Annotated in this window: 20 protein-coding genes; 11 read left to right on the top strand and 9 right to left on the bottom strand. The window is 69.6% G+C overall.

Annotated elements, in window-relative coordinates:
- Positions 1–50 precede the first annotated feature (50 nt).
- Complete coding sequence (murB, locus tag U4Z64_RS14630) at positions 51–1,100, bottom strand: UDP-N-acetylmuramate dehydrogenase (RefSeq protein ID WP_321820322.1); 1,050 nt, start codon at positions 1,098–1,100, stop codon at positions 51–53.
- Between the two features lie 136 nt (positions 1,101–1,236).
- Between murB and U4Z64_RS14625 the strand changes: the two genes are divergently transcribed.
- The gene (locus tag U4Z64_RS14625) at positions 1,237–1,722 is read left to right on the top strand and encodes a YajQ family cyclic di-GMP-binding protein (protein WP_014896235.1); all 486 of its coding nucleotides are present in this window, start codon (positions 1,237–1,239) and stop codon (positions 1,720–1,722) included.
- Positions 1,723–1,836: 114 nt separating this feature from the next.
- Here U4Z64_RS14625 and plsY read toward each other — a convergent pair whose 3' ends face one another.
- Both plsY and ybaK read right to left on the bottom strand, forming a co-directional pair.
- A complete protein-coding gene (plsY, locus tag U4Z64_RS14620) occupies positions 1,837–2,475 on the bottom strand; it encodes a glycerol-3-phosphate 1-O-acyltransferase PlsY (RefSeq protein ID WP_044848567.1) in 639 nt (212 codons plus the stop codon).
- 182 nt (positions 2,476–2,657) lie between these two features.
- Positions 2,658–3,149, bottom strand: coding sequence for a Cys-tRNA(Pro) deacylase (gene ybaK, locus U4Z64_RS14615; protein ID WP_321820321.1), 492 nt, complete (start codon positions 3,147–3,149; stop codon positions 2,658–2,660).
- Positions 3,150–3,471: 322 nt separating this feature from the next.
- Between ybaK and U4Z64_RS14610 the strand changes: the two genes are divergently transcribed.
- The gene (locus U4Z64_RS14610) at positions 3,472–5,034 is read left to right on the top strand and encodes a class I adenylate-forming enzyme family protein (protein ID WP_321820320.1); all 1,563 of its coding nucleotides are present in this window, start codon (positions 3,472–3,474) and stop codon (positions 5,032–5,034) included.
- A gap of 46 nt (positions 5,035–5,080) precedes the next feature.
- Here the strand turns inward: U4Z64_RS14610 and xerD are convergent, their stop codons facing one another.
- From xerD to queG, 3 genes are all read right to left on the bottom strand, one after another.
- Entirely contained in the window at positions 5,081–6,049 is a 969-nt protein-coding gene (xerD, locus tag U4Z64_RS14605) for a site-specific tyrosine recombinase XerD (RefSeq protein WP_321809393.1), read from the bottom strand.
- Positions 6,049–6,516, bottom strand: coding sequence for a methylated-DNA--[protein]-cysteine S-methyltransferase (locus U4Z64_RS14600; RefSeq protein ID WP_321820319.1), 468 nt, complete (start codon positions 6,514–6,516; stop codon positions 6,049–6,051). The genes xerD and U4Z64_RS14600 overlap by 1 nt, the downstream gene beginning before the upstream one ends.
- A gap of 63 nt (positions 6,517–6,579) precedes the next feature.
- Positions 6,580–7,815, bottom strand: coding sequence for a tRNA epoxyqueuosine(34) reductase QueG (gene queG / locus U4Z64_RS14595; protein ID WP_321820318.1), 1,236 nt, complete (start codon positions 7,813–7,815; stop codon positions 6,580–6,582).
- 17 nt (positions 7,816–7,832) lie between these two features.
- Here queG and tsaE point away from each other — a divergent pair, with 17 nt between their 5' ends.
- Positions 7,833–8,384 (top strand): tRNA (adenosine(37)-N6)-threonylcarbamoyltransferase complex ATPase subunit type 1 TsaE, encoded by a 552-nt coding sequence (gene tsaE, locus U4Z64_RS14590; RefSeq protein ID WP_044848561.1) that lies wholly within the window; start codon positions 7,833–7,835, stop codon positions 8,382–8,384.
- The gene (locus U4Z64_RS14585; RefSeq protein ID WP_321820317.1) at positions 8,366–9,901 is read left to right on the top strand and encodes an N-acetylmuramoyl-L-alanine amidase; all 1,536 of its coding nucleotides are present in this window, start codon (positions 8,366–8,368) and stop codon (positions 9,899–9,901) included. The genes tsaE and U4Z64_RS14585 overlap by 19 nt, the downstream gene beginning before the upstream one ends.
- A gap of 45 nt (positions 9,902–9,946) precedes the next feature.
- Here U4Z64_RS14585 and U4Z64_RS14580 read toward each other — a convergent pair whose 3' ends face one another.
- On the bottom strand, positions 9,947–10,825 hold the full coding sequence (locus U4Z64_RS14580) for an EamA family transporter (protein WP_185640843.1): 879 nt from the start codon (positions 10,823–10,825) through the stop codon (positions 9,947–9,949).
- Positions 10,826–11,077: 252 nt separating this feature from the next.
- Here U4Z64_RS14580 and U4Z64_RS14575 point away from each other — a divergent pair, with 252 nt between their 5' ends.
- Both U4Z64_RS14575 and trxA read left to right on the top strand, forming a co-directional pair.
- On the top strand, positions 11,078–11,959 hold the full coding sequence (locus tag U4Z64_RS14575; protein ID WP_321820316.1) for a pirin family protein: 882 nt from the start codon (positions 11,078–11,080) through the stop codon (positions 11,957–11,959).
- 52 nt (positions 11,960–12,011) lie between these two features.
- On the top strand, positions 12,012–12,860 hold the full coding sequence (gene trxA, locus U4Z64_RS14570; RefSeq protein ID WP_044848557.1) for a thioredoxin: 849 nt from the start codon (positions 12,012–12,014) through the stop codon (positions 12,858–12,860).
- A 102-nt stretch (positions 12,861–12,962) separates the two neighbouring features.
- On the opposite strand, the gene tcdA is transcribed toward trxA, so the two are convergent.
- Positions 12,963–13,820 carry a tRNA cyclic N6-threonylcarbamoyladenosine(37) synthase TcdA gene (tcdA, locus tag U4Z64_RS14565; RefSeq protein WP_044848556.1) on the bottom strand — a complete coding sequence of 286 codons (858 nt, stop codon included), beginning with the start codon at positions 13,818–13,820 and terminating at the stop codon, positions 12,963–12,965.
- Between the two features lie 128 nt (positions 13,821–13,948).
- Here tcdA and pdxH point away from each other — a divergent pair, with 128 nt between their 5' ends.
- The 3 genes from pdxH (at position 13,949) to U4Z64_RS14550 (ending at position 17,293) form a co-directional block, all read left to right on the top strand.
- The gene (gene pdxH, locus U4Z64_RS14560) at positions 13,949–14,593 is read left to right on the top strand and encodes a pyridoxamine 5'-phosphate oxidase (RefSeq protein WP_321820315.1); all 645 of its coding nucleotides are present in this window, start codon (positions 13,949–13,951) and stop codon (positions 14,591–14,593) included.
- Between the two features lie 130 nt (positions 14,594–14,723).
- Entirely contained in the window at positions 14,724–15,944 is a 1,221-nt protein-coding gene (locus U4Z64_RS14555) for a cyclopropane-fatty-acyl-phospholipid synthase family protein (RefSeq protein ID WP_321820314.1), read from the top strand.
- 23 nt (positions 15,945–15,967) lie between these two features.
- Positions 15,968–17,293: a DUF72 domain-containing protein gene (locus tag U4Z64_RS14550; protein ID WP_321820313.1), complete on the top strand. Its 1,326-nt coding sequence runs from the start codon at positions 15,968–15,970 to the stop codon at positions 17,291–17,293.
- 45 nt (positions 17,294–17,338) lie between these two features.
- On the opposite strand, the gene msrA is transcribed toward U4Z64_RS14550, so the two are convergent.
- Positions 17,339–17,899, bottom strand: a complete 561-nt coding sequence (gene msrA, locus U4Z64_RS14545) for a peptide-methionine (S)-S-oxide reductase MsrA (RefSeq protein WP_044844456.1) — start codon at positions 17,897–17,899, stop codon at positions 17,339–17,341.
- A gap of 563 nt (positions 17,900–18,462) precedes the next feature.
- On the opposite strand from msrA, the gene U4Z64_RS14540 reads away from it, so the two are divergent.
- Together U4Z64_RS14540 and U4Z64_RS14535 are read left to right on the top strand one after the other, a co-directional pair.
- Positions 18,463–19,869 carry a selenium-binding protein SBP56-related protein gene (locus U4Z64_RS14540; protein WP_321820312.1) on the top strand — a complete coding sequence of 469 codons (1,407 nt, stop codon included), beginning with the start codon at positions 18,463–18,465 and terminating at the stop codon, positions 19,867–19,869.
- A complete protein-coding gene (locus U4Z64_RS14535) occupies positions 19,866–20,531 on the top strand; it encodes a hypothetical protein (protein WP_321820311.1) in 666 nt (221 codons plus the stop codon). The genes U4Z64_RS14540 and U4Z64_RS14535 overlap by 4 nt, the downstream gene beginning before the upstream one ends.
- Positions 20,532–20,797: the final 266 nt, after the last annotated feature.

The raw sequence follows: 20,797 nt of genomic DNA, 5'->3' as shown, positions 1-20,797 counted from the left end.
TTTTTGTTGGGTCGGACGAACGCGAATGAACCGCGCGGCGCAACACCGCGTTACAGGCACACGGGCTCGGGTTCGAGCTCGACGCCGAACCGTTCGCGCACGTCGTCCTGGATCGCGCGCGCCAGCGCGAGCACGTCGGCGCCCGTCGCGCCGCCGCGATTGACCAGCACGAGCGCCTGCCGGTCGTGCACGGCCGCCGCGCCGAGCGCGCGCCCTTTCCAGCCGCAGCGGTCGATCAGCCAGCCGGCCGCGAGCTTCACCTGCCCGTCCGGCTGCGGATACGACACGACTTCGGGGGCGCGCGCGCGCAGCGCGTCGAACTGCGCGACGTCGATCACCGGATTCTTGAAGAAACTGCCCGCGTTGCCGAGCACGAGCGGATCGGGCAGCTTCGCGCGGCGAATCGCGACAACGGCGTCGAACACGTCGCGCGGGGTCGCGGCGTCCGGCGCGATGCCGCGTGCGTCGAGCTCGCGCGTGACGTCCGCGTAGCCGAGCCGCGGCGTCCAGCGCTTGGGCAGCCGGAACGTCACGGCGACGATCGCGAAGCGGCCGCGCCCTTCCCGCTTGAAGAAGCTGTCGCGATAGCCGAACCCGCAGCGCGCGGCGTCGAAGCGCTCGCTGCGCCCCGTCGCGAGCTCGACGGCGACCAGCGAATCGAAATAGGTCTTCATCTCGAGGCCGTATGCGCCGATGTTCTGGATCGGCGCGGCGCCGACGGTGCCCGGAATCAGTGCAAGGTTCTCGAGGCCCGGCATCCCGTGCTCGAGCGTCCACGCGACGAACGCGTGCCAGGTCTCGCCGCCGCCGGCCTCGACGTACCACGCGTCGTTGTCCTCGCGCACGACGCGACGGCCGGCGATCTCGTCGAGCAGCACGACGCCGTCGAAATCGCGCGTGAACACGACGTTGCTGCCGCCGCCGAGCACAAGCTGCGGCAGCGATGCGACGCGCGGGTCGCGGTGCAGCGCCTCGAACTGCGCCGCATGCGTGACGCGCGCGGCAAAGCGCGCCTTCGCGGCAATGCCGAACGTGTTGTGCGCGGCGAGCGGATGGTCGGGGAGCAGCGACAGGGCGGAATCGTCAGGAGGCATCGGCATTCGCGTTCACGTCCGCCGGGCGGGCAGACAGCCGGCCTTGGGCAAACGGAGGGGCATCGGTAAAATGGCAAACAGTCCGCAATTATAGCGAGTGCCCGCGCGCGAGCCGGGCGCCCGCATCTCAAGGGAGAATGCCATGCCATCGTTCGACGTCGTTTCCGAAGCGAACATGATCGAAGTGAAGAACGCCATCGAGCAGTCGAACAAGGAAATCTCGACGCGCTTCGACTTCAAGGGCTCCGACGCGCGCGTCGAGCAGAAGGAGCGCGAGCTGACGCTGTTCGCCGACGACGATTTCAAGCTCGGCCAGGTCAAGGACGTGCTGATCAACAAGCTCGCGAAGCGCAACGTCGACGTGCGCTTCCTCGACTACGGCAAGGTCGAGAAGATCGGCGGCGACAAGGTCAAGCAGGTCGTCACCGTGAAGAAGGGCGTGACGGGCGACCTCGCGAAGAAGATCGTCAGGCTCGTGAAAGACAGCAAGATCAAGGTGCAGGCGAGCATCCAGGGCGACGCGGTGCGCGTGGCCGGCACGAAGCGCGACGACTTGCAGAGCGTGATCGCGATGCTGCGCAAGGACGTGACCGACACCCCGCTCGACTTCAACAACTTCCGCGACTGATCGACGCGGTCGGCCGCGCCGTCAAGCGCGCCGTCGACCGCGCCGTCACCGATCACGCCGCGCCGCCGGGCCCCGCATGCGGGGCGCCCCGGCGGGCGGCGGCAATCCCCTTCCTCAGGCCTTCCCGCCGTCCTGCGCGCCGCCGTCGGACGCCGCCTTCTTCTTGTCGCCGATCCGGCTTTCCTGCCCCGCCAGCAGCTTCGAGATATTGCCGCGGTGACGCCACACGAGCAGCACGCTCATCGCGAGCACGGCCCACGCGACCGGGTTGTGGCCGGTGCCGAACAGGAACACGTCGAACACCGGTGCGAACACGGCCGCCACCAGCGCCGCGAGCGACGAATAGCGGAAGAAGAACGCGACGATCAGCCAGGTCAGCGCGGTCGCGAGGCCGAGCACCGGGTGCACGGCGAGCAGCACGCCGGCCGCGGTCGCGACGCCCTTGCCGCCCTGGAAGCGGAAGAACACCGGATAGAGGTGGCCGAGGAACACGGCGATCGCGACCCACGCGACGGCGACGTCGGACAGCCCGAAGTGCCGCGCGAGCCAGACGGCGAACCAGCCCTTGAACGCGTCGCCGACGAGCGTCAGGATCGCGGCCTTCTTGTTGCCGCTGCGCAGCACGTTGGTCGCGCCGGGATTCTTCGACCCGTACGAACGGGGATCGGCCAGGCCCATCGCGGCGCTGACGACGACGGCGAACGACACCGAACCGATCAGGTAGGCAACAAGTGCGGCGAGCAGGATCTGCATGCGGAAAACTCTTCTTTCAACGTATCGGTAAAGGGACGGCCGGGCGCGGCAGGCCGGCCCGTCGGGGCAGGCGCCGCCGCGGCGAACCGCCGGCAGGCCGTGGCAGCCGGCCGTGCGGGCCGACCGGCCGAAACGGCGCCCATTCTACCGAACGAGCGCGGCCTGCCACGAAGGTGAAACCCTCAGTCGACGCTCGCGCACTGCACGGGCGTCGCGCCGAGCAGCGTCGTGAGTACCGCCGGCGCGAGGCTGACAAGGTAGCCGCGGCGGCCGCCGTTCAGGTAGATCGCCGGCAATTCGAGGATGGTCGACTCGACGTACACGGGCATCGTCTTGCGCGTGCCGAACGGCGACGTGCCGCCGACCAGATAGCCGGAATGGCGGTTCGCGACGTCGGGCTTGCACGGCTCGACGCGTTTCGCGCCGATCTGCCGCGCGAGGTTCTTGGTCGACACCGTGCGGTCGCCATGCATCAGCACGATCAGCGGCTTCGCGTGCTCGTCCTCCATCACGAGCGTCTTCACGACGCTGTGCTCGTCGACGCCGAGCTGGCGCGCCGACTCGCCGGTGCCGCCGTGCTCGACGTAATCGTACGGATGCTCGCCGAACGCGACGCCGTGGCGGCGCAGCAGCTGGGTCGCGGGTGTCTCGGACACGTGTCTGGATTTGCTCATGGCGGCATTTTAATGGCGAACGACCGGCGGGCGGGCGGCGTTGCGGCCATCGCATGCATCGCACACCATTGCACACGAGCGCATCACGCCTTCGCCTTCGCGACAGCGTACCGGGCGCCGGCGGTATACTCGCGGCCCTTTTGTCCCGGGGCGAGCGCAGCCGCAGCCGCGTCGAGCCGATCCGCGCCGCGCCGCGCCGGCATCATTGCGGACATCGCGAACCGCTATTGCCCGATTGACCGATTGTGGCGCGCCCGCCGCCATGGCACGATCGTTCGCAAAACTCGCCGCGCCACCGCCCGGCCCTTCTTCTGGAGACGCCATGTCCTCGCCTGTCCGCTCATCCGCGCCGCTCGACGTCGCGGCACTGCTCGCCGCGCTGCCCGGCCGCATCGCCGACGTGCCCGCCCGCTGGGCCGCGCAAGCGCCCGCGCAGCCGGCGCTGATCGAAGACGCGCGCCGCCTGTCGTACGGCGAGCTGGCGCGGGCCGTCGATGCGGCCGCCGAGCGGCTCGCGCGCCTCGGCGTGCGCGGCGGCGATCGCGTGATGATCGTCGCGGAAAACAGCGTCGCGCAGATCGTGCTGCTGTTCGCGGCCGCGCGCGTCGACGCTTGGGCGCTCGTGTCGAACGCGCGGCTGTCGGCCGGCGAGCTCGATGCGATCGCCGCGCACGCGCGGCCGAAGCTGATCGCGTTCGCGACGGAAGCATCGCCCGATGCGCGCACGCACGCGGCACGCCACGACGCGACGCCCGCCGACGCGCTGCCGGTCGACATCGGCGCGTGGTCGTACCGCGTCGACGCGAGCGCGCCCGCCGAGCCGGTGGCACCCGACGGGGCCGCGCAGTGCGCGGCGCTGATCTACACGACCGGCACGACGGGTACGCCGAAAGGCGTGATGCTGTCGCACCGCAACCTGCTGTTCATCGCGGCGACGTCGAGTGCGCTGCGCGGCGTGTCGCCCGACGACGTCGTCTATACGGTGCTGCCCGTGTCGCACGTGTACGGGCTCGCGTCGGTCTGCCTCGGCAGCCTGTACGCGGGGGCGACGCTGCGGCTCGCGCCGCGCTTCGCGCCCGAGGCCGTGCGCGTCGCGCTCGCCGACGAAGGCGTAACGATCTTCCAGGGCGTGCCCGCGATGCACGCGAAACTGCTCGAGCACCTGCACACGCACGCGCACGCATGGCGCGCGCCGCGGCTGCGCTTCGCGTATTCGGGCGGCTCGCCGCTCGACGCCGACCTGAAGGCGCGCGTCGAACGCGTGTACGGCGTGCCGCTGCACAACGGCTACGGCATGACCGAGAGCAGCCCGACGATCACGCAGACGCCGCTCGACGCGCCGCGTACCGACTGCTCGGTCGGCGTGCCGATCCCGGGCGTCGAGATGCGGATCGTCGCAGCGGACGGCACCGCCGTGCCGCCGGGCGAAGTGGGCGAAATCCGCGTGCGCGGGCCGAACGTGATGCTCGGCTACTACCGCAACGCGGACGCGACGCGCGCGGCCGTGTCGCCGGACGGCTGGCTCAGCACCGGCGATCTCGCGCGCCAGGCAGCGGACGGCTCGGTGACGATCGCGGGCCGCAGCAAGGAGCTGATCATCCGCTCGGGCTTCAACGTGTATCCGGTCGAGGTCGAACAGGTGCTGAACGCGCACCCGGACGTCGTGCAGGCGGCCGTCGTCGGCCGCGCGGTCGAGGGCAACGAGGAAGTGCTCGCGTTCGTCGAGCTGGTGCCGGGCGCGGCCGCGACCGAGGCCGCGCTGCAGGCGTGGTGCGCGCAACGGCTCGCGCCGTACAAGCGCCCCGCGCGCATCCGCGTGCTCGATGCGCTGCCCGCCGCATCGACGGGCAAGGTGCTGAAGCACAAGCTGCGCGCACTCGCGTGACGCGCGGCGCTGGCCGCATCGCGCGCGTGGGCCCGCGCGCGCCGCGCTAGCCGCGCGGGTGGTGTTGCGCGTGCAGCGTCTTCAGCCGCTCGCGCGCGACGTGCGTGTAGATCTGCGTGGTCGAGATGTCGCTGTGGCCGAGCAGCAGCTGCACGACGCGCAGGTCGGCGCCGTGGTTCAGCAGGTGCGTCGCGAACGCGTGGCGCAGCGTATGCGGCGACAGGTGCGCGCGCACATCGGCCTGCTGCGCGTGGCGCTTGATGATGTTCCAGAACTGCTGGCGCGTCATCCCGTCGCCGCGCGCGGTCACGAACAGCGCGTCGGCCGCGCGCGCGCCGAGCAACGCGGGCCGCGCGTCGCGCAGATAGCGTTCGATCCAGCCGTGCGCGACTTCGCCGAACGGCACGAGCCGCTCCTTCGAACCCTTGCCCATCACACGCACGACACCCTCGTTGAGCCCGACCTCGACGGTCTTCAGCGTCACGAGCTCGCTCACGCGCAGCCCGCTCGCATACATCAGCTCGAGCATCGTGCGATCGCGCAGGCCGAGCGGCGTGCCGATGTCGGGCGCGCCGAGCAGCGCTTCGACCTGCGCCTCGGACAGCGTCGACGGAAACCGCGCGGCCTGCTTCGCCGACGTGATCCGCAGCGTCGGGTCCGCGCTCGCGTGACGCTCGCGCACGGCCCAGCCGTAATAGCGCCGGAACACCGACAACCGCCGGTTCGACGATGTTGCCTTGCCGTCACTGCGCGCGGCGATGTAGCCGGTCACCATCGCTTCGTCGGCCGAGTCGAGCGACGTGTCGTGCGTCGCGGCCAGCCATTGCGAAAACAGCGCCAGGTCGCGCCGGTACGCATCGAGCGTGTTGCGCGCGAGCCCGTGCTCGAGCCACAGCGCATCGCAGAACACGTCGATCGACGCGCGGCTCGCGAGCAGCGCGGGCGATGCGGCCGCCGCGCCATCGCTGGCGTCGGATGCGGAATCGGAATCAGGGGAAAGCAACGGTTCGCTCATCAGTACGGCACGCCTTCATGCGCCAGCAGCCAGCGCTTCACTTTCTGGTAATAGCCATTGTCGTCGTGATTCGCGAAACCGCCGAGGCCGCCGGCCGCGACGACGCGATGACACGGGATCACGAGCGGGAAATAGTTCGCGCCGCACGCCTGGCCGACCGCGCGCGGCGCGCTGCCGATCCGCTTCGCGACCTGCCCGTAAGTCAGCACCGTGCCCGGCGGAATGTCGCTGATCACGTTCCACACGCGGTGCTGGAATGCACTGCCGACGTCGGCGAGCGGCAGGTCGAAGCGCGCCGACGCACGCTCGAAATAACGTTCGATCTGCTCGACCGCGCGCTTCGCGAGCGGCGAATCCGGATCGACCGACTCGACCGACTCGGGCAGATAGACGATCTCGCGCACCACCGCGGCATCGGTGCGGATGCCGACCTTGCCGAACGGCGCGTCGATGACTGCGTTGAACATGAACTTCTCCTGACCGGTGAAACACGCGGCGCCGCCGCGCGCCGACGACACTTTACGCCGCCTTCATGCGGCACGCAGCGCCCATTCGACATGCTCGCGCACGACCGGCGACGGATCGTCGGCCCGTGCGCGCAACGCGGCGACGATCGCGGTGCGCGCTTCGGGTGCGAGCCGATCGGCCGGCGCGCGCAACGCATTGCCGAGCCCGACCGCGAGATTGCGCAGCCAGCTTTCGTAACCGATGCGCCGGATCGCGCTGCCCTGCATCCGCGTGTCGAACGCATCGGCGTCCCACGCGAACAGCTCGACGAGCGTCGCGCGGTCGAGCCCGTGCCGCACGTCGAAATCGGCGACGGGCGCGGCCTGCGCGAACTTGTTCCACGGACACACGAGCTGGCAGTCGTCGCAACCGTACACGCGGTTGCCGATCAGCGGCCGCAGCGGCTCCGGAATGCTGCCTTTCAGTTCGATCGTCAGGTACGAGATGCAGCGGCGCGCGTCGACGCGATACGGTTCGACGATCGCGCCCGTCGGGCACGCGGCGATGCAGCGCGTGCAGCTGCCGCAGTGCGCGCCGGGCGTCTCGGGCGCGCGCTCGGGCGCCGTTTGCGCGTCGGTCGGCAGCGGCACGTCGACGTAGATTTCGCCGAGGAAGAACAGCGAACCCGCGTCGCGCTGCAGCAACAGCGTATGCTTGCCGCGCCAGCCGACCCCGGCCTTCTGCGCGAGCTCGACCTCGAGCACCGGCGCCGAATCGGTGAACACGCGGTAGCCGAATGCGCCGATCTCGCGCTCGATGCGCTCCGCGAGCGTCTGCAGCCGGTTGCGCAGCACCTTGTGATAGTCGCGGCCGCGTGCGTAGATCGACACGACGGCCGCCTGCGGATCGTCGAGACGCGCGCGCTCGCGGCCGCGCCAGTCGTGCGGCGCGAGCGCGCCGGATGACGCATCGGGCGCGTCGGCGGCGAGCGTTTCGGCCGGCAGATAGGCGAGCCGCGCGGAAATCACGCGTCGCGTACCGGCCACAAGTTCGGCCGGCCGCGCGCGTTTCATCCCGTGTTTCGCCATATAATCCATTTCGCCGTGGTACCCGGCTTCCAGCCAGGCGGCGAGGCCTGCTTCGGCATCCGAGAGATCGGTATCGCTGATGCCTATCGCCCCGAAACCCAATTCGCGCCCCCACGCCCTGATGCGCGCGGCGAGCGCAGTCAACGTCGCATCATCGAGCGCGCACGGCGCCGCGCCTTCGGCACGAGTCGAAGGCCTGTCGGATGCGGCGAGTTCCGGTAATCGGTTCATCGCACTATTTTACGAGAATGCCAGCCACGTCCCATACGCCTCATGCCGACACGCTGCCCGCCCCGCTCGCGGAGCGCGTGATCGCACTCGCCGACGAAGCGGCGACCGAGGCCTTCGGCACCCGCTTCGCGCACGCGCTCGACGCGGCGCGCAGCGAACTCGCCCATGCACACGCGTTCAACGGGCTGCAGATCCAGCTGATCGGCGACCTCGGCGCGGGCAAGACGACCCTCGTGCGCGCGATCCTGCGCGGCCTCGGCCACCCGGGGCGCGTGCGCAGCCCGACCTACACGCTGGTCGAACCGTACGCGTTCGCGCGCGACGACGGGGAACTTGAGGTCTATCACTTCGATCTGTATCGATTCAACGATCCGGCCGAATGGTCCGATGCAGGCTTTCGCGAGTATTTCAATTCCAGCGCGATCTGCCTCGTCGAATGGCCGCAGCAGGCGGGCCCCCTGCTCGGCGTGCCCGATCTGGTTTTCTCGCTCGACGTGGATGGCGACGGCCGCGCCCTCACCGTCCGTGCGTACAGCGCTTCAGGAAAGGCATGTCTCGAAAGATGTTGATCAAACCGTTCCGCTCGATCGAATCGGCGGCCACCGCCACGCACAACTGGCGGCGCCGCCAGATCCTGTGCGCGGGCGCGTCGACGCTGGTGCTCGGCCTCGTCGCGCCGCGCCTCGCGCACGCGTCGTCGGTGCTCGGCGTGCGTGTATGGCCCGCGCGCGATTACACGCGCGTCACGATCGAATCCGACCAGCCGCTGCAGAATAGCCAACAGCTGCTGCAGGGTCCCGACCGGCTCGTCGTCGACCTGAACGGGCTCGATCTCGACCAGGCGCTGCGCGACCTCGTGTCGAAGATCGCGCCGAACGATCCGCAGATCCAGTCGGTGCGCGTCGGCCAGTATCAGCCGCACGTGGTGCGGATGGTGTTCGACCTGAAAGGCTCGGTGAAGCCGCAGGTGTTCACGCTGCCGCCGGTCGGCACCTACAAGTACCGGCTCGTGTTCGACCTGTATCCGGCCGTCGCGCCCGATCCGCTGACCGACCTGATCGCGCAGACGGAACGCAAGGAACAGGCGCTCAACGACACCGCGCGCGCGCAGCAGGTGCAGCCGCCGAGCGCGCTGAACGGGCCGGCGACGCCGCCCGTCGCGGGCAACGACAACAGCGACGCGTTCTTCCAGCGCTTCGCGCAGAACACGCCGGCCGCGCCGCGCACGCCGCCGGCCGCCGCGACGCCGTCCTCGCCTGCCACGCCCGCGAAGCCGGCCGTCAAGCCGCCGCCCGTCATCGCCCGCCGCGACGACACCGAGGACGACGGCGACACCTACAAGTTCACCGCGCCGAAATCCGGCAAGGGCGGCACCGTGCGCCTGCTGACGGTCGCGATCGACCCGGGCCACGGCGGCGAGGATCCGGGCGCGATCGGCGGCGGCGGCACGTACGAGAAGCACGTGGCACTCGACATCGCGAAGAAGCTGCGCGCGAAGATCGACGGCGCGCCGAACATGCGCGCGATGATGACGCGCGACGCCGACTTCTTCGTGCCGCTGAACGTGCGCGTGCAGAAGGCGCGCCGCGTCGGCGCGGACCTGTTCGTGTCGATCCACGCCGATGCGTTCACGACGCCGTCCGCGCGCGGCTCGTCGGTGTTCGCGCTGTCCGACCACGGCGCGTCGAGCGCCGCGGCGCGCTGGCTCGCGAACAAGGAGAACTCGTCCGACCTGATCGGCGGCATCAACATCAAGACGCAGGACGCGGCAGTCAGCCGCGCGCTGTTCGACATGTCGACGACCGCGCAGATCCGCGATTCGCTACGCTACGGCAACTACGTGCTGAAGGAAGTCGGCGGCATCAACAAGCTGCACAAGGGCTCGGTCGAGCAGGCCGGGTTCGCGGTGCTGAAGGCGCCCGACATTCCGTCGATCCTCGTCGAGACGGCGTTCATCAGCAATCCGGAAGAGGAAAGCCGGCTGAACGACGACAGCTATCGCGACCAGATGGCCGACGCGATCTTCCGCGGCATCAAGCGTTACTTCGCCGCGAATCCGCCGCTCGCGAAGAGCCGGATGGCCTGACCGGCCACCCTTCCCCGCCGCCGGCACGCGCTGCGTGCCGGCGCGTCACGACGCCGCGAAGCGGCGCGCGAGCTTCCCGCCGAACACGTTCACCGCGAGCCCGCCCATCACGAGCGCGGCGCCGATCAGCTGCGCGTCCGTCAGATGCTCGTCGAGCAGCAGCGCCGACGACGCGAGCCCGACGATCGGCACCAGCAGCGAGAACTGCGCGACCTGGGCGGCCGGATAACGCGACATCAGGCGGCTCCACAAGCCGTAGCCGAGCAGCGTCGCGACGAACGCGAGATAGACGACCGCGAAGATCGACGCGCCGTTCAGCCCGAGCAGCGCGGCCTCGATCCGCTGCGGCCCCTCGAACCACAGCGACAGCAGGAAGAACGGCACCGGCGGCACGAGGCTCGCCCACACGACGAGCGACACCAGGTTGGCCTTGCCCAGCTTCTTCGTGACGATATTGCCGAACGCCCACATCGCGGCCGAGCAGAGGGTCAGCAGGAAGCCCGCGAGCGTCATCGCGCGGCCGCCCTGCGCAGCGATCACGACGAGTCCGGCCGCGGCGACCGCGAGCCCGACCAGGCTCTGCACGCGCAGCCGCTCGCCGAGGAACAGCATCGCGAACACCAGCGTGAAGAATGCCTGTGACTGCAGCACGAGCGACGCGAGGCCGGCCGGCATGCCGACGTACATGCCGGTAAACAGGAGCACGAACTGGCCGAGCTGGATCGTCGCGCCGTACAGGATCAGCATGCGCCACGGAATCTGCGGCCGGCGCACGAAGAACACCGCGGGCACCGCGGCGAGCGTGAAGCGCAGCGCGCCGAGCAGCATCGGCGGCATGCCGTGCAGGCCAACCTTGATCACGACGAAGTTCACGCCCCACGCCAGGATCACGACCAGCGCGAGCAGCAAGTCCTTCGGGGCCATCATCGGCGTCTCCTCGATTTTGTCGGATGGTTTCCTGAACGCCGCTCAGTCTACCGAATTTCGCCGCGCGACCCGATACCCGCGCGGCGCACATGGAATCGGCGCCAGGCACGGCGACGTGGCCGCGCTGCACGACGCGTGCCTGCCCCACGGCCGCATCGCGCGGCGGACATCCGGCTGCCCGTTGCACGCGTGGCCGCCGTGCCGCCAGTACAATGACCGGCATTCCTGCCGTTCCCCACGAGGCCCGCCATGACCGATCCGATCAAAGCCCTGCTGAAGCCGCACATCCGCGACATCGGCAACCTGCAGGTGCGCCGCACGCTGCCCGCGCTCGCCGCACGCCTCGTCGGCCCGTTCATCTTCTTCGATCACATGGGGCCCGCGACGCTGCCGGCCGGCACCGGTCTCGACGTGCGCCCGCATCCGCATATCGGGCTCGCCACCGTCACCTACCTGTTCGACGGCGCGATCCTGCACCGCGACAGCCTCGGCTCGCTGCAGGAGATCGTGCCGGGCGACGTGAACTGGATGACGGCCGGCCGCGGCATCGTTCACTCGGAGCGCACGCCCGACGCGCAGCGCGCGAGCGGCCACACGGTGCACGGGATCCAGACCTGGGTCGCGCTGCCGGTTGCCAACGAGACCACCGAGCCGTCGTTCGAGCACCATGCGGCCGACACGCTGCCCAAGCGCGACGAGAACGGCGTGTCGCTCACGTTGATCGCCGGCGACGCGTTCGGCCTGCGCTCGCCCGTCACGACGTTCTCGCGCACGCTGTACGTCGCCGCCGAATTCGTGGCCGGCAGCCGCCTCGAACTCGACGCATCGCACGAGGAACGCGCGGTCTACGTGGTCGACGGCGACCTGTCGATCGACGGCACGCCGGTGCCGGCCGAGCAGATGGCCGTGCTCGCACCGGGCGCCACCGTCACGCTCGCGAGCGGCAACGGCGCGCGCGCGATGCTGCTGGGCGGCGACAAGATCGACGGCGAGCGCTTCATCGAATGGAACTTCGTCGCCAGCAGCCGCGACGCGATCGAGCGCGCGAAACGGGCGTGGACGAACCAGGAAATGGGCAAGGTGCCCGGCGAAACCGAGTGGATTCCGCTGCCCGAGTCGAAGCCGCGTTGAAAAAGGGACGCGCCGCCCCCATCCTGACGACATTCGAACCGAAGAGAACGACATGGACACCACGCTTGCCACTTTCGAGAAAGACGTCATCGAGGCGTCGCTGGACACGCCCGTGCTGGTCGACTTCTGGGCGCCGTGGTGCGGCCCCTGCAAGACGCTCGGTCCGCTGCTCGAAAAGCTCGAAGCCGACTACGAAGGCCGCTGGAAGCTCGTGAAGGTGAACGTGGACGAGAACCAGGAGCTCGCCGCGCACTTCCAGACGCGCAGCATCCCGCACGTGATCGCGTTCGCCGACGGGCGCCCGGTCGACCAGTTCATCGGCGTGCTGCCGGAAGGCCAGTTGCGCGCGTTCCTCGACCGGCTGCTGCCCGCGCCCGACGAAGCGGAGCGCCGCGCCGCACAATACGCGATCGCCGAATCGCGCTACGACGATGCGATCACCCACCTCGAAGCGGCGCTCGCGCTGAACCCCGGCTTCGACGACGCGCGGCTCGACCTGATCGAACTGCTGCTCGCGAACAACCAGGTGGACGCCGCACGCGCCGAGGCCGAACGCCTGTCGCCGCAGACCGTGCAGGGCACCGATCCGCGCTACCAGGCGATCAAGACCCGTTTCGATGCGCTCGACGCGACGGCCGACCTGCCGCCGACCGACGCGCTCGAGGCGCGCATCGCGGCGAACCCCGCCGATCTCGACGCACGCTTCGACCTCGCGCAGAGCCTGATCGCGCGCCGCGCGTACGAAGGCGCGCTCGAGCAGTTGCTGGAAATCGTGCTGCGCGACCGCGCGTATGGCGACGACCTCGGCCGCCGCACGATGATCTCGGTGTTCGAGCTGGCGGGCGATCGCCCGGAACTCGTCGCCGCGTGGCGGCGCAAGCTGAGCATGGCGCTCAACTGACGAACGACCGGCCGGGCCGTGGCGGCCTGGCCGACTCGCCTCGTCGCGCGCGGCGGGTCCGCCGCGCCGCAACATTCCTTGGCGCGTCGCTCGACGCCCCGATCAACCCGCGGCCCGCGCCGCGATCGCCCGCAACGCATGCGCGGCGGCCGCGAAACCGAAGCTCGCGGTCACGCACACGCTCGAACCGAACCCCGCGCAGTTGAGCCCCGCGACATGCGCGGCGGTCGACGGCTCCGCGCCATCCTCGATGTCGCACGCGGCCGCTTCCGGATAGATCAGCGGCTCGTCCGAATACACGGCGCTGACCTTGAAGCGTGCCTTCGGCCCGCGCGGAAAGCCGTGCTGTTTGCGCAGCTGCGCACGCACCTTCGACAGCAGCGGATCCTGGATCGTCAGCGCGAGATCGTCGATGCGGATGCGCGTCGGGTCGAGCTGCCCGCCTGCGCCGCCGACCGTGACGAGCGGCTGCCCTTTCGCGACGCACCACGCGATCAGCGCGACCTTCGTGCGCACGCTGTCGATCGCGTCGATCACGTAGTCGAAGCCGCCGCCGAGCAGCGCGTCGAAGTTGTCGGGTTCCGCGAAATCCTCGATCCGGTTCACGCGGCACGCGGGATCGATCAGCGCGATCCGCTCGGCCATCGCGTCGACCTTCGGCTTGCCGTAATTGCCGTCGAGCGCGTGGATCTGCCGGTTCGTGTTGCTTTCGGCGACGTTGTCGAGATCGATCAGCGTCAGCGTGCCGATCGCGCTGCGCGCGAGCGCCTCGGCCGTCCACGACCCGACGCCGCCGATGCCGATCACGGCCACGTGCGCGCCCTCGAACGCGGCGAGCGCCGGGGCGCCGTACAGCCGCGCGATGCCGCCGAAGCGGCGCTCGCGATCCACGTCAAGCTGGATTGTCGGGGTCGGGGTAAGATCAGAGGAACTGAGCGGGGCGGTGTCGGCAGCGGACATGGCAGCAAGGAAAACGTAAGTCGAGCAGCCCTCTATTTTGCCTGAACTCCCCGCCGGCACGCGCCACTGTGCACGCACGATTCTCGCGCGTTCGCTATACTGGCCCCAGATTGAAGCGTTTGCATAACATGACGACTCTCGCCGATCTCCGCATCAACTATTCGCGTGCTTCGCTCGACGAAGCCGATGCCGCCCCCGACCCCTTCGCCCAGTTCGATCGCTGGTTCAAGGAGGCGCTCGCCGCCAAGCTCCCCGAGCCCAACACGATGACGCTCGCCACCGTCGGCGACGACGGCCGGCCGTCGGCACGCATCGTGCTCATCAAGGCTGTCGACGAACGCGGGTTCGTCTTCTTTACCAATTACGAAAGCCGCAAGGGGCGCGACCTCGCCGCCCATCCGTACGCGGCACTGCTGTTCTACTGGATCGAGCTCGAGCGCCAGGTGCGCATCGAGGGCCGGATCGAAAAGACCAGCGCCGACGAAAGCGACCGCTATTTCGCGTCGCGCCCGCTCGGCTCGCGCATCGGTGCGTGGGCGTCCGAGCAGAGCGCCGTGATCGACAGCCGCGCGACGCTCGAAGCGCGCGAGAAGGACGTGGCCGAACGCTACGGCGAGAACCCGCCGCGCCCGCCGCACTGGGGCGGCTATCGCGTCGTGCCCGACGCGATCGAGTTCTGGCAGGGCCGCCCGTCGCGGCTGCACGACCGCCTGCTCTATACGCGCGACGCCGCTGCGGCGTCGAGCTGGACGATCTCGCGCCTGTCGCCGTAAGCCGAACCGCGGCCGCGGTGCCGCTCGCCGGTCGTGTCTCGTGTTGCATCCGGGCGCCCGCCTCGCAGGAGGCGGGCGCCGGTCAAGATACTTGGCTGTATTCGATTCAACGAACAAACGGAGAATCCAAATGTTCTGGGAAAAGAAGCTGGCACAGTGGGCGGACGAAGTACGGGCGAAAGCGAACATACCGGCGCGCCTCGTGCTGTGGAACGGCGATCAACTCGATTTCGGCACCTTCAGCGCGCCGCAGGTCACGCTGAAGGTCAACAGCGCGTCGGCGCTGCCGCTCCTGCTCGAACCGAGCCTCGACAATCTCGGCGAGGCGTACGTGAAGGGCAAGATCGACATCGAAGGCCGGCTGTCGGACATCATCAACATCAGCTATTCGCTCGCGCGCAGCACGGTCACCAGCGCGAGCAAGCTCGCGCGCGTGAAGCGCTACTTCAATCACACGAAGAACACCGACCGGAAGGCGATCCAGTATCACTACGACGTCTCGAACGAGTTCTACCGGCTGTGGCTCGACGAGAACATGGTGTACTCGTGCGCGTACTTCGAGAACGGCGACGAGGATCTCGCGACCGCGCAGATCAAGAAGATCGACCACATCCTGACCAAGATCCAGCTCGAGCCCGGCCAGCGCCTGCTCGACATCGGCTGCGGCTGGGGCGCGCTCGTGCTGCGCGCCGCGCAGAAGTTCGGCGCGACGTGCCTGGGCGTGACGCTGTCGCAGAACCAGTTCGATCTCGCGACCGCGCGCGTGAAGGCCGCCGGGCTCGAGGACAAGATCGAGATCCGCCTGCAGGACTACCGCGAGATCGACGGGCAGTTCGACCGCATCACGAGCGTCGGGATGTTCGAGCACGTCGGCCGCAAGAACCTGCCGCTCTATTTCTCGCGCGTGCACGACCTGCTGACCGACGACGGCATCGCGATGAACCACGGGATCACGTCGACCGACGCGGAAAGCGGCGAAACGGCGCTCGGCGGCGGCGAATTCATCGACCGCTACGTGTTCCCGGACGGCGAGCTGCCGCATATCAGCCTCGCGCTCGAAGCGGCGCAGCGCGGCGGGCTCGAGGCGATTGACGTCGAAAGCCTGCGGCGGCACTATGCGCGCACGCTCGACATCTGGACCGAGAACTTCGAGGCGAAGGCGGACCAGGCGCGCGCGCTCGTCGACGACGAGAAATTCCGCATCTGGCGCGTGTACCTCGCCGGTTGCGCGTATGCGTTCGAACACGACGACGTGTCGATCTTCCAGATCGTGTGCCGCAAGGCCGGACGCAGCGCGAAAACGCTGCCGTGGTCGCGGCGCTACATGTACGAACACACGCTGCCGCGCTAGGCGGCACTTCACGCTGGGCATGCATGGGTGACGGCAGGACGCGGCGCAACACGGCGCCGCAACGACAGCAGCGCGACGAACCGGACGGATCGCACGCCGACGGGCAGTTCGACCTGTTCGGCGGCGCGGCGCCCGACGACGCGGGCGCGGCCGCGCCCGCGGATGGCGACAGCGCTGCAGGTGCCGACGCACGCGTGACGCCGGACGAGCACGACGCTGCGCGGCCGGCAAAGTCGCCCGCGCGCCCCGGCCGTGCATCGCCCCGCCCTTCCGCCGACCAGGAGCCGGTAGAACCGCCCCCCGCCTCCGGCCTGCTGTGGGACGAACCGTCTCCACCGGCCGCGCCGCCGAAGAAAAGCCGGCGCCGGCGCGGCGTGCCGCCCGCCCCGGTTTCCGCGGAAGTCGCCGACGCCGCGGCCGCGCTGCCGCCCAATGTGCGGCTCGGCACGTCGTCGTGGTATTTCCCCGGCTGGGACGGCATCGTCTACGACGGCGATTTCGCGCAGACGAAGCTGTCGCGCGAGGGGCTCGAGGCGTACGGCGCGCATCCGCTGCTGAAGAGCGTGAGCCTCGACCGGTCGTTCTACGGGCCGCTGTCGGTGGCCGATTACCTGCGCTACGCGCAACAGGTGCCGGACGACTTCCGCTTCGTCGTGAAGGCGCCGGCGTCCGTCACCGATGCGGTCGTGCGCGGCAGGCGCGGCGAGCCGTCGGGCCCGAACCCGACCTTCCTCGACGCGCAGCTCGCCACCCGGGAATTCGTGCAGCCGTGCCTCGAAGGGCTCGGCCGGAAGGCCGGCGTGCTGGTGTTCCAGTTCTCGCCGATGCCCGATCAACTGCTCGCCGAGCCGGCCGCGCTGATCGACCGGCTGTCGGCATTCTTCGCGGCATTGCCGCCGCTGCCGCCGGACGCCGACGGCACGCGCTACGCGATCGAGATCCGCGACGCGAGCCTGCTCACGCCGCGCTTCATCCGCGCGCTCGCGGCGCTCGGCGTGCGCTACTGCGTCGGCCTGCACGCGCGGATGCCCGACCCGCTGCGCCAGGCGGCCGCGCTCGCGCTGCTCGACGGCGATGCGCCGGGCCCGCTGATCGTGCGCTGGAGCCTGCACGGCGGCTTCAAGTACGAACAGGCGAAAGCGAAGTACGAGCCGTTCGACAAGCTCGTCGACGAGGACCCGGCAACGCGCGCGGCGCTCGCCGAGCTGGCCGCGCGCTACGCGCTGGCCGGACAGCCGGTGATCATCACGATCAACAACAAGGCGGAAGGCTCCGCGCCGCTGTCGTGCCTCGCGCTCGCGCGCGAGATCGCCGCCGCGTGCGCGCACTGGCGCAGCGAGGCGGCGTAGGGGGCGCGGCGCGGGTGCCCGCGCCGCTTGCGGCTGACGCGTCGATTACGCGCCGCGCTGCGACTTCAGCCGGTGCGAGAACTTCTGGCGGAATTTCGCGAGCTTCGGCCCGATCACGACCGAGCAGTAGCCCTGCCCCGGATTGCGTGCGTAATAGTTCTGATGATAGTCCTCGGCCGGCCAGTAGTTGCCGTCGAGCGGCACGACCTGCGTGACGATCGGCTGCCCGAACACCTGCTCGCGCTCCAGTTCGCGGATCACGTCGAGCGCGACGTCGCGCTGCGCGTCGGAATGCGTAAACACGACCGACCGGTATTGCGTGCCGACGTCGTTGCCCTGCCGGTTCAGCTGGGTCGGATCGTGCGTCGCGAAGAAGATCTCGAGGATCTCGCGATAACCGATGCGCGCCGGATCGAACGTCACGTTCACGACCTCCGCGTGACCGGTGTCGCCGTCGCAGACGTCGCGATAGCCGGGATTGCGCGTATGGCCGCCCGCATAGCCCGACTGGACGGCCGTCACGCCGTCGACGTCCAGAAACACGGCCTCCGTGCACCAGAAGCACCCGCCGCCCACAGTCGCGGTTTCAAGCATCTCGTTCACCATGAAATCAGTACCTCGTTGAAGACGGCGGCCGGCACGCGGGCGCGTGCCGGCGCCGCCGGTCCTTATCGTCGCTGCCCGGTTGCCCGGCGCGCAGCGGCAGCGTTCAAGTATCTCACTCGCGCGCGAATCCGGCAGAACCGCATGCGCGCCGCGCGCCACCGGCTGCGCGTTTCTCGACTACACTTAGGCACGCTTCGCCGCGACGGCACACCGTCCGGCTGTACGCAGCGTCCGATGCATGCCCGCCCTGATGCCAACCACATCTGCCGGAACATCGATATGCACGCCTCAGCAGAAATCACCCGCATGACGGGCCTAACCGCCGGTGCCCCGCGCGCCGTCGCCTTCACCGCACCCTCGCGTCACCGTGCGCCCGTTGCGCCGCCTGCGCGACGATCCGGCGCGCCGCGTTTCCCCACTTTCCCGACCTGATACACCGCACCGCGCGTCCTGCAATTGCGCGCAACCGCCTGTGCATTCCCGTCACTCAACCTGTTCGACCCGCACGCCCGCAGTGAACGGCCGTGCGCCCGTGATCCGATACAACCGAGAGAGGCACTACGATGAGCATGCGGCCTGACCCGACCTTTCACGCTTCGCCGGAACTTGCGATGCAGGCGCCGGCGGAAGAGTTTGCCTATACGTTGTTGCTGAGCCCCGATTTTTCCAGGCCCGACGCGCTCGCCGTGATCGACGTGAAACCCGGCTCGGCGACCTACGGCAAGATCGTGCACACGGTGACGATGCCGAACACCGGCGACGAATTCCACCACTTCGGCTGGAATGCATGCTCGTCGTCGCTGTCGCCGCTGACCGGTCACGCGTTTCTCGAGCGCCGCTTCCTGATCATCCCGGGCCTGCGCTCGTCGCGGATCTACGTGATCGACACGAAGCCGCACCCGACGCAGGCGGGCATCCACAAGATCATCGAGCCCGGCGAGGTGTTCGCGAAGACCGGCTATTCGCGGCCGCACACGGTTCATTGCGGCCCCGAGGGCATCTACGTGAGCACGCTCGGCGGCGCGGGCCCGGACGGCACCGACGGCGCGCCGGGCATCTTCATCATGGACTGCGAGACCTTCGACGTGCTCGGGCGCTGGGAAATCGACCGCGGCCCGCAGGACAAGCATTACGACTTCTGGTGGAACCTGCCGCGCGACTACATGGTGTCGAGCGAATGGGCGCTGCCGCCGCAATTCGAGAACGGCATCGTGCCGGAAGACCTGCTCGCGAACCGCTACGGCCACCGGCTGCATTTCTGGGACCTGCGCGCGCGGCGCAACGTGCAGACGATCGATCTCGGCGCGCAGCACCAGATGGCGCTCGAAGTGCGGCCCGCGCACGATCCGGTGCGCGAATACGGGTTCGTCGGCGTCGTGGTCGACACGACCAATCTCGAAGGGTCGATCTGGACCTGGTGGCGCGAGGACGGCCAGTTCCATGTGGAGAAGACCGCGACGATTCCGCCCGAGCCGGCCGCCGCCGACGAACTGCCGCCGCTGCTCCAGGGATTCGGCGCGGTGCCGCCGCTCGTGACCGACATCGACCTGTCGCTCGACGACCGTTTCCTGTACGTATCGTGCTGGGGCACGGGCGAGATGCGTCAGTACGACGTGTCGGATCCGCGTCACCCGGTGCTCGCCGGGTCGGTGCGCATCGGCGGGATCGTGCGCCGCGCGCCGCACTCGAACGGCCGCGCGTTCGCGGGCGGCCCGCAGATGGTGGAAATCAGCCGCGACGGCCGGCGCGTGTACTGGACCAACTCGCTCTACTCGACGTGGGACGACCAGTTCTATCCGGACGGCGTGCCGGCCGCGCAGGTGCTCGCGCATGCGGGGCCGGACGGCGGGCTGACGCTCGCCGACGACTACTGGGTCGAGTTCCCCGACGGCTATCGCGCGCACCAGATCCGGCTGGAAGGCGGCGACTGCTCGACCGACTCGTTCTGCTATCCGTCGGTCAAGCGTTGAGCGCCGGCCTCTCCGCGCCGCTCGCGCTGTGGGCGGCCGTGCTCGCGAGCGGCGTCTATCACGGGCTCAATCCGGCGATGGGCTGGCCGCTCGCGGTGTCGAACGCGTTGATGACGCGCCGCGGCGGCGCGCTCGTCGCGGCGCTCGGCTATCTCACGCTCGGCCATGCGCTCGCGGTATTCATGGTGATGCTGCCGTTCGGGCTGCTCGCCGCGCTGCTTGCATGGCAGTCGGCGATCCGGATCGGCGCGAGCGCGCTCGTGATCGGCTTCGGTGCGGTGCTGCTGATCCGGCGGCGCCACCCGCGTGCGCTCGCGCGGATTCCGCCCGCGCGGCTCGGGCTGTGGTCGTTCGCGGTCGCGCTCGCGCACGGCGCCGGGCTGATGCTGGTGCCGATCTATCTGGGGCTTTGCGGGCTCGACACGGACACCGGCGATCGCGCGGCGGCCACGCTCGTCGACGCGCATCTCGGGATGGCGCTCGTCGTCGCGGCCGTGCACGCGGCCGCGATGATCGGCACGGGCGGCGTGATCGCGTGGCTCGTGTACCGCTATCTCGGGCTGAAGTTCGTCGCGCGGAGCTGGTTCAACCTCGATGCGGTGTGGGCGTCGAGCCTGATCCTGACGGGTGCGCTGTCGCTCGGGCTGGCGGCGGCGCGGTAGCGCACGCGCGGCGGCTGCCGCGGCGGTCGCGCGTGATGCATGGCGTGGCGGAGGGCCTGCCGCATGGGCAGGCCACCGACCGCACGCGATAAAACGCGCCTGAAACGCCGCCGCCGGCCTGATCGCGGCGCCGCGCGACTGTGTTCGCTACCTCACGCCGGCCCCGCAATGCACCGTCCGCACGGGCCCGGCGGTCGCGATTCCGCTAAAATCGCGCCATGCGCACCACTTCCCGACCGACCGCCCTGGCCTTGCCGCCTTTCGTC

The organism is Burkholderia sp. BCC1996, from assembly GCF_905339955.1.
Lineage (GTDB): Bacteria > Pseudomonadota > Gammaproteobacteria > Burkholderiales > Burkholderiaceae > Burkholderia.
This window is presented reverse-complemented; position numbering and strand designations above follow the sequence as displayed.